General features: G+C 40.1%; 11 protein-coding genes. 10 read left to right on the plus strand and 1 reads right to left on the minus strand.

Translation table 11 applies throughout. The annotated features are described in order from the left end of the window. Positions 1-139 precede the first annotated feature (139 nt). Complete coding sequence (locus tag GTK47_RS04725; RefSeq protein ID WP_023582946.1) at positions 140-484, plus strand: DUF4156 domain-containing protein; 345 nt, start codon at positions 140-142, stop codon at positions 482-484. A 107-nt stretch (positions 485-591) separates the two neighbouring features. On the opposite strand, the gene epmB is transcribed toward GTK47_RS04725, so the two are convergent. Further along, positions 592-1,620, minus strand: a complete 1,029-nt coding sequence (gene epmB, locus GTK47_RS04730) for an EF-P beta-lysylation protein EpmB (RefSeq protein ID WP_165122315.1) — start codon at positions 1,618-1,620, stop codon at positions 592-594. A 44-nt stretch (positions 1,621-1,664) separates the two neighbouring features. Between epmB and efp the strand changes: the two genes are divergently transcribed. The 9 genes from efp to GTK47_RS04775 all read left to right on the plus strand — a co-directional run bounded on the left by efp (position 1,665) and on the right by GTK47_RS04775 (position 12,100). Then, positions 1,665-2,231: an elongation factor P gene (gene efp, locus GTK47_RS04735; RefSeq protein WP_006536168.1), complete on the plus strand. Its 567-nt coding sequence runs from the start codon at positions 1,665-1,667 to the stop codon at positions 2,229-2,231. A gap of 722 nt (positions 2,232-2,953) precedes the next feature. After that, the gene (locus tag GTK47_RS04740; protein ID WP_165122316.1) at positions 2,954-3,430 is read left to right on the plus strand and encodes an RpiB/LacA/LacB family sugar-phosphate isomerase; all 477 of its coding nucleotides are present in this window, start codon (positions 2,954-2,956) and stop codon (positions 3,428-3,430) included. Between the two features lie 159 nt (positions 3,431-3,589). Beyond that, entirely contained in the window at positions 3,590-4,486 is an 897-nt protein-coding gene (locus GTK47_RS04745; RefSeq protein WP_165122317.1) for a pirin family protein, read from the plus strand. A 319-nt stretch (positions 4,487-4,805) separates the two neighbouring features. Next, positions 4,806-5,426 (plus strand): 4Fe-4S dicluster domain-containing protein, encoded by a 621-nt coding sequence (locus GTK47_RS04750; protein WP_109402375.1) that lies wholly within the window; start codon positions 4,806-4,808, stop codon positions 5,424-5,426. A 1-nt stretch (position 5,427) separates the two neighbouring features. Further along, positions 5,428-7,443 (plus strand): hydrogenase 4 subunit B, encoded by a 2,016-nt coding sequence (hyfB, locus tag GTK47_RS04755; protein ID WP_109402374.1) that lies wholly within the window; start codon positions 5,428-5,430, stop codon positions 7,441-7,443. A gap of 12 nt (positions 7,444-7,455) precedes the next feature. Next, the gene (locus GTK47_RS04760; protein WP_165122318.1) at positions 7,456-8,406 is read left to right on the plus strand and encodes a respiratory chain complex I subunit 1 family protein; all 951 of its coding nucleotides are present in this window, start codon (positions 7,456-7,458) and stop codon (positions 8,404-8,406) included. Between the two features lie 6 nt (positions 8,407-8,412). Beyond that, a complete protein-coding gene (locus GTK47_RS04765; protein WP_075673439.1) occupies positions 8,413-9,864 on the plus strand; it encodes a hydrogenase 4 subunit D in 1,452 nt (483 codons plus the stop codon). A 12-nt stretch (positions 9,865-9,876) separates the two neighbouring features. Further along, positions 9,877-10,527, plus strand: coding sequence for a hydrogenase 4 membrane subunit (hyfE, locus tag GTK47_RS04770; protein ID WP_036934333.1), 651 nt, complete (start codon positions 9,877-9,879; stop codon positions 10,525-10,527). 4 nt (positions 10,528-10,531) lie between these two features. Beyond that, complete coding sequence (locus GTK47_RS04775) at positions 10,532-12,100, plus strand: hydrogenase 4 subunit F (RefSeq protein ID WP_165122319.1); 1,569 nt, start codon at positions 10,532-10,534, stop codon at positions 12,098-12,100.

The raw sequence follows: 12,100 nt of genomic DNA on the forward strand, positions 1-12,100 counted from the left end.
ATAAGTTTGAAGCGAAAATAATATCTTAAGGCTATTGGCTAATGTGAGATAGTAATGATGATTTATTTTTGCGCATAATAGGGATGACAAGGTATATTGTTGTCGTGACTAAACGGACACTCAAATAAATGAGGGGATCATGCGAATTAAATTGTTATTGGGAGCTGCTGCAGCGTTGTTACTAGCAGGCTGTTCTGCAACAAACACATTAAGCACTGCGGGCTCACAGGTACAAATCACTGATACGCAACCAGGCAGTGAATGCCAATTATTAGGAACAGTGACAGGTGTTCAAAATAACTGGTTATCAGGTTCCCGTACTGAAAGCCAATCACTGCGAGGTGCTGCTAACGATCTACGTAATAAAGCAGCTGCAATGGGTGGCAACGTTATTTTTAACGTTGGTACTGGCGCAGGTAGCTTTGTTGATAGCTTTGCACCATTAGATAGCAAAATGAGTGGACAAGTTTATAAATGCCAATAAAGGTATTTAATTTATTCACTATTTATTAGTCTACTAATAGATAAAAAAGCTGTAGTCATTTCATCTATTTGAATTGAGCTACAGCTTTTTTGTTTTTGTGGTATGTATTATTGCTGACGTAGCCCAAGATCTAACAACGTCTTACTCGGTTCACCACCAATTTCACGCGTGAGTTTGGGTACCATATAACCTGAAACTAAGCTCATTAGTGCTTTCATAATTTCTCTTGCTTCACTGTCTGGCACCATAAAGTGAGCCGCACCTTGCACTTTATCTAGAACATGCAAGTAATACGGCATAACACCAGCATCAAATAGTGCGCGACTTAAATCTGCAAGGGCTTCAGCACTGTCATTGACGCCTCGCAATAACACACCTTGATTTAATAACGTGACATTGGCCTTTTTTAGCTTTAAACAGGCTTCTCTCAATGCGTCATCAATTTCATTAGCGTGATTGGTATGCAATACCATGATATTTTGCAAACGTGATTGTTGCAGGCGTTTACATAGCGTGTCAGTAATACGCGCAGGAATAACCACAGGTAAGCGAGAGTGGATACGTAAGCGCTTAAGGTGAGGAATAGCCTCTAATTGTGTTATTAACCAATCAATCTCATCATCTTTCGCCATAAGAGGATCTCCCCCAGAAAAGATGATTTCATCGAGTTTTGAGTTATTTTTGATATACTCTATTGCCTTTTGCCAATTAGCCTTGTTTCCTTTGTTATCTTCATAGGGAAAATGACGACGAAAACAGTAGCGACAATTGACAGCGCAACCACCTTTGACCAGAAGCAATGCACGATTCTGATATTTATGTAATAAACCTGGCACCGCATTTTGTTGCTCATCTAACGGATCCGTAGAAAATCCCGGTGTTATGGTAAATTCAGCATTTGCAGTTAATACTTGTAAAAGTAATGGATCGTTAGGATCGCCTTTTTTCATGCGTGCAACGAATTCACGGGGAACCCGTAGCGGAAAAAGCCGTCGCGCCTGAGCCCCTTTTTGGAGATCAGCGTGATGTTCCAATGCTAAAAGTTGGAGTAATTCAACAGGATCACTGATTGCCTGCGCGAGTTGTGTTAACCAGACTTCTCTGGTGGGGTGATTATGAGTTACAATGTGTGCCATTTTTTGGCTATGCCATTTTAAATTAAAAAAGTTAGAGGATATTCATGGCTTCTTATAATACCAACGATTTTCGTTCAGGTCTTAAAATCATGTTAGATGGCGAGCCAGCCGTCATTACTGAATGTGAATTTGTTAAACCAGGTAAAGGTCAGGCATTTGCTCGTGTACGTCTGCGTAAACTGATCTCTAACAAATTACTGGAAAAAACATTTAAATCTACTGATTCAGCAGAAGGTGCTGATGTCATGGATATCAACTTAACTTACCTGTACAACGACGGTGAGTTCTGGCATTTCATGAACAACGAAACTTTCGAACAATTAGCAGCAGACGAAAAAGCTGTTGGTGATAACGCTAAATGGTTGATCGACCAAGCTGAGTGTATCGTAACACTGTGGGATAATCGTCCAATTGCTGTTATTCCACCAAACTTTGTTGAATTAGAAATCGTTGATACTGATCCAGGCCTAAAAGGTGACACCGCAGGTACAGGTGGTAAACCAGCAACATTAAGCACTGGTGCTGTTGTTAAAGTTCCACTGTTTGTACAAATTGGTGAAGTCATCAAAGTTGATACTCGTTCAGGCGAATACGTATCACGTGTAAAATAATCGCGTAGATTATTTTACTGAGTACAACATTAAGTACAATAATTAATTACCGCAGATAATGTTAACTATCTGCGGTATTTTTTTTATTTTAATTTATTAATAGGCAGTGTTTTCTTTCTAAAAATTTGAGCGATTTGTATTACTGCATTATTTAATTTTTTGTGTTATTATTTTGTTTCTGATTTATTTATCTCTTCATTCTTTCTGATGCCAAAATAGAATGCCATATTCAATATTGGAATTGGTAAAAAATAACCATTTTCTTAGAATGAGCATGTAGGTTGTTTTGGTAAAGATAATCCACAGCAATATTTATTTAAGTTATTTTGACTTTCCTTTAAGAGATATTGAAGAGTATAGATAAAAACATTAATCCTGTAATATTATTGATCTTTATTTTATATTTTAGTTGTACTAGGGAAACCCTTTCAATATAGACATTTACTTTGATATATCTCTTTTGTTTTTTTATCAATTCAATTTATGACATAATAAATTTAGCTTATTTTATAGGTTAAATCCCTTTATTTTGGAATGAATTTCCATTTCTTTATTTCTTCTTATTTTTTGTAAACTCCTCATACTTAAACACAAATAATAGAATTTTAATCTATACTTTATTTAGGTTAAATATAAATAATAGTCTTTGAATTTATTTTAAATTTGAATGTTATCAATTAGTTATATTTACCAGTAGTACTTGAGTTATTTTAGGAGGCTATATGGAAAATAGAACGATTATTATGGGCGCTGATCCTTCAGGATTTGAACTTAAAAATACGATTAAATCGTATTTGTTAGAAAAAAATTACACAATAAAAGATCTCACAGAATCAGACCCTATTGGCTATTGTGATGCAGGTGATAAAGTTGGTTCAATTATTTCTGAACATCCTGAATATATTGGCTTTGTTTTCTGTGGTACAGGAATGGGGGTGAGTATTAGTGCGAATAAACATAAAAATGTTTATTGTGGTGTATGTGAAAGTATCACGACAGCCCGTTTTTGTAAGGTTATTAATAACTGTAATATGATGGCAATGGGTGGCTTATTAATAACACCGTTTAAAGCTAAAATGATGGTTGATGCTTATTTATCAGCAACCTTTACAGAGGGTTTTTCTGAAGCAACACCAGAAGGTTTGCAATCTGGCTTAAATTCAATGAGACAAATAGAAAAGAAAATTTATAAAATTTAAGTCATTATTATTATTCATTTTTATAAGCCTGAATTATCAGGCTTATTTTTTACTTAAGTAATATATTTTGCTTATTAAATAGATAAAGGTTTAGTATCTATACTAGATAATAAATAAAGCATTTTTATGGCTTAACAATAAATGAAAAGTAGGTGAACAATGGAACATCAACACTCTGATGCAGTAAATGCCCCATTACGTATTACCTCTAAAACCCGTGATGTTGGAGGGATTGAAACTTATCGTGCTTTACCTGATAAAAAACAACGATTAGTTGGACCTTGGTGTTTTCTCGACCATTTAGGCCCCACTGTTTTTAATGACACTGTCGATAAATTAGCTATTTCTCCACATCCCCATATTGGCTTGCAAACTTTTACTTGGATGTTAGAAGGGGAGATTTTGCATCGTGATAGCCTCGGTTTTCAGCAAGTTATTCGACCTCAACAAGTGAATTTAATGACCGCAGGTCACGGTATTAGCCATTCAGAAGATAGTCACGGTGATAAAAAAGAAGTCCATCTGGCACAATTATGGATAGTGCTACCAAAGGATAAAAGAAATATGCCACCGCGCTTTGATCACTATCCTGCTCTCCCTAAATGGCAAGCTGATGGCGCTGACTTCACATTACTAATCGGTGATTATCAAAACTACAATTCCCCCGTATTATGTTTATTACCCATGGTTGGCATGGATATTATGGCAAAACATGCCACTCGTATTCCTTTATCATTAAATCCTAAATATGAATATGGGCTTTTTGTCTTAACTGGAGAAATGACAATAGAAGGGGAAAGTTTTGCTGCGAATGAACTTGCCTATATTGGAATACAAAACTCTGAATCATTAACGATTGAACTAAGTGATAATGCTCAAATTCTTTTCTTAGGTGGCGAACCTTTAAATGAAAAAATTTTGATGTGGTGGAATTTTATTGGTCGTAGCAAAGAAGAAATTCAACAAGCAATCACTGATTGGAATGCAGGCAGTGAGCGTTTTGGTAAAGTGGTTAATGATGAAAGAACACCACTGGTATCGCCTTTAATGCCTTAATTTTATGTTATAAAAGAAATATTAATATTACGTATTTGAACTTAGCTGAGTTATCTAAAGATAATTCAGCTATTTTTTCTCTATGCTCCGCCATTTTTGATATCTAATCATAGTGACGACAAAATTGTTGTTTAGAACTCACCACTTACTGTCAACGTCATTATTGTCGATACGTCATTCCTAATCCCTTCTTATATTTCTATCTCAATGATTTTTATCGTAAATAAATTAGATCCTCTCTTGGCATGAAATATGCTTCATCTAAAGAAAAATTGACGACAGTAATGCTGTTAAACGTTTTTCTCGGAGGATGTGGCGAATGAATCGCTTTGTAATTGCAGAGCCACAACGATGCATAGGGTGTAATACCTGTATGGCAGCTTGTTCAGAAGTTCACCAAGCTGTGGGTTTACAGGCGCATCCGCGTCTTACAGTGGTAAAAGTGGAGGATCAGACAGCACCGATGCTTTGTCGGCACTGTGAGGATGCTCCTTGTGCTCGCGTGTGCCCAGTCAATGCCATCACTCATGAAGATAATATGATCTTTCTTAATGAGAGCCTGTGTATTGGTTGTAAGTTGTGTGGTCTGGTTTGTCCTTTTGGTGCAATTACACCGTCAGGTAGCAAACCCGTTAATTTACCGGCTGTTTTTGATTATTTTGTGCCTGAAGAAATGTTGGCAGATGTACCAGCAAGTCTTCCAACCACCAATCCATTCCTTGCATGGAATGTGGGTGTCCGCGCAATTGCAGTAAAATGTGATCTATGTGCTTTCTCTGATGAAGGCCCTGCTTGTGTCAACGTATGTCCAACTGATGCATTGCATTTAGTTGAAGAAGACAAACTTGAAGAGCAGATGAAAACGCGTCGCTTAGGCTCAGTAATGGAACCGATTACGGGTCTTGACGATTTATCTACTTTGACACAGGAGCGGAAGTAATATGGAACCTCTTCAGTTACTGCTGTGGTCAGTCATCCTGTATGTTGTTGGTGGCGTTATTGCACTGTTTTTGAAAAAACAGGAAGGGTTGGCAATCCTTATTTCAGGGATCAGCGCAATCATTGGTGGTGTCTTAGGTATTTTAAGTGCATTACCGGTTATTTTTGGTGGCGAAATCGCGACTTTTACCACCGCAGGGCCTTTCGATTTTGCCGCCTTCGTGGTGCGTATGGATATGTTAGGCGCCTTTATGGTGTTCGTCATTTCATTACTGGTCAGTGTGTGTGCACTTTATTCTCTTGCTTATGTACAAGAATATAAAGGACGTGGCGCTTGGAGTATGGGATTCTTTATGAATCTGTTTATTGCTTCTATGGTTGGCTTAGTCGTGATGGATAATGCGTTCTACTTTATTATCCTATTCGAAATGATGTCACTGGCTTCTTGGTTCTTAGTTATTGCCGATCAAGATGACGAATCTATCCACGCTGGTCTACTTTACTTCTTTATCGCTCACGCAGGCTCCGTGTTAATCATGATTGCCTTCTTCTTGATGTGGCGTGAAAGTGGTAGCCTTGATTTTGATTCATTCCGTCAACTCTCTCTTTCTCCTGCAATGGCCTCTGTGGTGTTCTTACTGGGTTTCTTTGGTTTTGGTGCCAAAGCCGGTATGTTGCCTTTACACAGTTGGCTACCAAAAGCTCACCCCGCAGCACCTTCACATGCATCAGCATTAATGTCAGGTGTGATGGTCAAAATTGGTATCTTCGGGATAATCAAAGTCGGTATCGATTTATTAGGTGCCACAGAAATGTGGTGGGGAATTGTTGTTCTTGGGTTTGGAGCTGTTTCTTCTGTATTAGGTGTTATGTACGCCTTAGCAGAGCATGATTTAAAACGTTTACTTGCATGGCATACCGTTGAAAATATCGGCATCATCTTAATGGGTGTTGGTGTTGGCATGGTAGGAATGGCAACAGACCATCCTGTTATTGCTGCACTTGGCCTGTTAGGTGCTTTATATCACTTATTAAACCATGCAGTGTTCAAAGGATTATTATTCCTTGGTGCTGGCGCCATTATTAACCAAATTCACACTCGTGATATGGATAAGATGGGTGGGTTAGCCAAACTGATGCCTTACACTGCAACGGCATTCTTAATTGGTTGTATGGCGATTTCCGCGTTACCACCATTAAACGGTTTTGTGAGCGAATGGTATACCTATCAGTCTCTATTCACTATGAGTTACGAAGGTAACTTTGTGATGCGCTTAAGTGGTCCTATTGCCATTATTATGTTGGCAATTACAGGGGCATTAGCGGCAATGTGTTTCGTTAAAGTTTATGGCGTTAGCTTCTGTGGTGGTCCTCGTAGTGAGCAAGCAACAAAAGCTAAAGAAGTGCCACTACCAATGACGATTGCGATGGGGTTATTAGCGCTTTTCTGTGTCGTGTTAGGTGTGGGTGCTGCGTTTGTTGCACCAATTATTGCCAATATTGCAATGTCTCTTAGCGAAACCAGCGCATTAACTGTAACTCAAGGCTCAATGCTTGTTCCTGATGCTGCATCGCAAGCAATGTTCTCTCCAGCATTAACATTTGTTTTATTAATTGCTCTACCGCTTATCCCATTCCTGATTTACCTCGGCCTGAAAGGCAATCAACCTGCGTTTCGTCGTAAAGGTAATCCTTGGGCGTGTGGTTATGTGTGGGAAAAAGATATGGCAGTGTCAGCAGGTGGCTTTACTCAAGCATTACGTAGCATGTTTGCACCACTTTATCGTATGCGTAAACAACTTGATCCATCTCCATTGCTGTCTCGTGGTTTTAATAAAACACAGCTCGGTGCTGAAAAGGTCGAACCATTCTGGGATGAACGCATTATTTATCCTCTGGTTCGTGGTATCCAACGATTTGCAAAACGTATCCAATGCCTACAAGGCGGGGATTTCAGACTCTATTGTCTATACGTTGTCGCAGCGTTGGTCATCTTGCTTTTAGTCATCGCAGCGTAAGGAGAGGGACTTATGACTTTCCAAGAAGCACCTACGTTAATGATGGGCATATTCGCACTCATACAAGCACTGTTTTTGCTGGCGATAACCCCATTATGTACAGGTATTTCGCGCACAATTCGCGCCAAGATGCATTTGCGTCGAGGCCCCGGAATTCTGCAAGATTATCGAGATATCTTTAAGTTATTTAAACGTCAATCAGTAGCACCTGAGCAATCTGGTGTGATCTTCCAAGTGATGCCGTATGTGTTACTCGGAAGCATGCTGGTGGTTGCTATGGCACTACCTGTCTTTACAGCTACATCACTGTTTGCAGGTGCCGCGGATCTTATCGCACTGATTTATCTGTTTGCACTTTATCGTTTCTTCTTCTCTTTATCTGGTCTGGATTCAGGAAGCCCATTTGCTGGTATTGGTGCTAGCCGTGAATTAACACTGGGTGTGTTAGTTGAGCCAATTTTAGTGTTATCACTGATTGTGGTGGCTTTAATTGTGGGTTCAACCAACGTCGGCACCATCAGTGCAACACTGGCTCAAGGTTGGGTATCACCAACAGCCACACTGTTAGCTCTATTAGCTTGTGCTTTTGCTGCATTTATCGAAATGGGCAAAATGCCATTTGACGTTGCGGAAGCTGAGCAAGAGTTACAAGAAGGGCCATTAACAGAGTATTCAGGCTCTGGTTTTGCGATGGTGAAACTAGGTCTTGGTTTAAAACAAGTCGTCGTGGCTGAACTGTTCTTAGCCATCTTTATTCCTTTCGGTAAAGCAACAGAATTCACCTTTATTGCATTGATCATTGCGTTAGTTTTAATGGCAGTGAAATTGTTAGTGGTGTTTGTATTAGCGTCATTGGTTGAAAACAGTTTAGCGCGTGGTCGCTTCTTACTGACTCACCATGTGACATGGTTAGGATTCGGTGTTGCGGCACTGGCTCTTGTTTTCTATTTAACCGGTCTATAAGGAGCGATGATTACAATGGAAAATATAGCTCTTGCGACCTTACTCATCCCATTTGCGGGGGCGTTGATTACGTCCTTAATGCCAAATCGGATGGCGAAGTGGTTATGTACACTGTTTGCTTTATTAGCCACATTAGGAACGGTTGTTTTAGGTTGGCAGTTCCTCGCTGAAGGTAAAGTCGATACCACAATTACGCTAGTACAATATGGTGATGTTGCGCTCTTTGGTTTTACCATTGACCGTGTCAGTACATTGATTGCTTTCGCTGTTGTGTTCTTAGGATTGTTAGTGAGTTTTTACTCTACTGGTTATCTGACCAATGGCAACCGTGAGCATCCACATGATGGTACTCGTCGCTATTATGCCTTCTTGCTGATTTTTATTGGTGCAATGGCGGGTTTAGTCCTTTCATCGACTATTTTAGGTCAACTCCTGTTTTTCGAAATCACAGGGGGATGTTCTTGGGGATTAATCGGTTACTATCAATCTGAAAAATCACTGCGCTCAGCAATGAAAGCGTTGTTGATAACTCACGTTGCTTCAATCGGTCTTTATCTTGCGGCAGCAACCTTGTTTGTGAGTACAGGTACCTTTGAGTTAACCGCAATTGCAACCTTAGATGAACCAACCAAACTGATTGTGTTTGGCGGAATTCTCTTTGCTGCTTGGGGTAAATCAGCTCAATTACCACTGCAAGCTTGGTTACCTGATGCAATGGAAGCACCAACTCCTGTGAGTGCTTACTTACACGCAGCGTCAATGGTAAAAGTCGGTGTTTACATCTTTGCTCGTGCGATTATGTCAGCAGATGGTAATGTCCCTCATCTTATTGGTTGGGTGGGTATTACTATGGCAGTTATCACATTGATTTATGGCTTTATGATGTATCTGCCACAAAAAGATATGAAACGCCTGTTAGCATGGTCAACCATCACTCAGCTCTCTTATATCTTCCTTGCATTATCTATTTCTATTTTTGGACCACGCGAAGCGTTCGAAGGCGGTATTGCTTATATCTTTAACCATGCCTTCGCGAAAAGCTTGTTCTTCTTAGTCGCGGGTGCGTTGAGTTATAGCTGTGGTACTCGTATGTTGCCTCGCTTAAAAGGGTTAATTAACAAATATCCATTATTGGGTGTCGGTTTCTGTGTTGCTGCACTGGCAATCGCAGGCGTTCCACCAATGAATGGCTTCTTTAGTAAATTCCCAATTTTTGCCGCAGGTTTTGAACTGTCGAGTGTTTTCTGGGTGATGACACCAATTATGGTGCTAGTACTGATTGAATCTGTGGCTAGCTTCACTTGGTTTATCTACTGGTTTGGTCGTGTCGTTCCTGGCAAACCAAGTACAGAAGTTGCACAAGGGCAACCTGTTCCTATGGCAATGCAAATTGTGATTGGAATACTGATTGTGATGTCCTTTGCATCCAGTGTTATCGCAGTCACTTGGCTAGGATAAGGGAGATAAATCATGACTGGAGCACTTATCGTAAACAATTTGGCGGGGTTAATGATGATCACCTCGCTACTGGTAATTGGCGCTAAAAAGCCGATTGCTTCATGTTGGTTCTATGCATTGCAATCTTTCGTGTTAGTGATGATTTTCGTCACTTTAGCTAATACATTGGATGCACACCAACTCACACTTTGGGCGATTACCGCCTTCTTTACTAAAGTTCTGCTTGTGCCACTTATTTTAGGATTTGCATTCCGTAAGTTATCCGATCCTAGTGCGAATATCAGTGTTATTAGCCCTGCACTTTTAATGTTGTTGGCTGCTGTTATCGTTATTTTAAGTTGGTTTGTGGTTGAGCCAATTCAAATACCAATGGTTGTTGATTTGAAACCTGCTCTCGCGGTTTCTTTAGGACACTTTATGTTAGGTCTGCTTTGTATCGTGACTCAACGAAATATCCTAAAACAAGCTTTTGGTTACTGCTTAATGGAAAACGGCTCTCACTTAACATTGGCACTATTAGCGTGGAGAGCGCCAGAACTGGTCGAAATCGGTATCGCCACTGACGCCATCTTTGCTGTGATTGTTATGGCAGTGTTGGCTCGTAAGATTTACCGCACGCTCAACACACTGAACGTGGATCAACTGACCGCGCTGAAGGGGTGAGGAGATGAACCAAACAACCATGTTAACAATTTTAATGTTTGCACCGTTGGTATTTTCAATACTGGCGTTTCTAAGTCCGTTATTAAAAGCGGGTGCACGTCCTGTTGTGACGGGTATTCATGCTATTGGTATCACCGTATTGTTAATCACTGCATTAGGGACTGTGGCAGATGTCATGTCTCATGGCGAAATATTGGCTGCTGCTAATTGGGTTCATGTCGATAGCCTAGGTGCATTATTCCTTGCCATCTTAGGTATTATCGGCTTTTTAACTGGGCTTTATTCTATTGGCTATATGAATCATGAAGTGGATGAGGGTGAAATCTCAGTGCGCACTTTGTGTAACTACTATGGTTTTTTCCACCTCTTTTTATTCACCATGTTATTAGCAATCACGAGTAATAACTTGATCTTAATGTGGGCAGCCATTGAAGCAACAACCCTAAGCTCAGCATTCTTAGTCGGAATTTATGGTCAACGTTCTTCTCTGGAAGCTGCGTGGAAGTACATCATCATTTGTAGTGTGGGTGTGGCGTTTGGTCTTTTCGGTACTATTTTGGTTTATGCCAATGCCGCAAGCTTTATGCCTGATCCAGATCAGGCCATCTTCTGGACTGAAGTGTTGAAATATACAGACCAGTTAGACCCAACACTGATGCATTTAGCTTTTGTCTTTATTTTAATCGGTTTCGGTACCAAAACGGGTTTATTCCCAATGCATGCATGGTTACCCGATGCACACAGTGAAGCACCAAGCCCAGTCAGTGCGCTGTTATCAGCTGTGCTACTGAATTGTGCACTGTTAATCATCATCCGTTACTACATTATTATTGATGCAGCAATTGGTACTGAATTTACACGTAACTTACTGTTAATCTTTGGCTTCCTCTCAGTTGCTATCGCGGCGTTCTTTATCCTTATTCAGCGCGATATGAAACGTCTTTTAGCATATTCCAGTGTGGAAAACATGGGATTAATTGCCGTCGCGTTAGGTATTGGTGGACCAATTGGTATTTTGGCAGCTTTATTCCACACCTTAAACCACAGTCTGGCGAAAGCACTGTTGTTCTGTGGTTCCGGTAACGTGTTATTGAAATACGGTACTCGTGATTTAAATGTCGTGAAAGGCATGTTTAAAGTGATGCCATTAAGTGCTGCTCTTTTTGCTGGTGGTGCTTTAGCGCTAGGCGGTATGCCTCCTTTCAACGTCTTTATCAGTGAATTTATGATTGTTGTAGCAGGTTTAGCTTCTCAGCACATTGGCTTAACTATCCTATTATTATTGTTATTGACCGTGGTATTAGGTGGGTTAGTTCGTATGGTGGCTAAAACTGTTTTTGGTCCAAAACCTGATGTTGTTGCTAAAGGTGAACTGGGAATTTTAACCACATTACCAATGGTCATTCTGATTGCACTTATGCTGCTAATGGGAACTCACATTCCTAAGCCTGTCAGCGAGCTGTTAGAAAATGCCGCTAATATCGTGATGAATATTGATAAAAGTGAATCACCTACTTATGCATGGCCAACGGCTTTAATCAGCAATCCATCCACATCGGTTCAGGAGATGTAA

The sequence above is a fragment of the Proteus sp. ZN5 genome, assembly GCF_011046025.1.
Taxonomy (GTDB): Bacteria; Pseudomonadota; Gammaproteobacteria; order Enterobacterales; family Enterobacteriaceae; genus Proteus.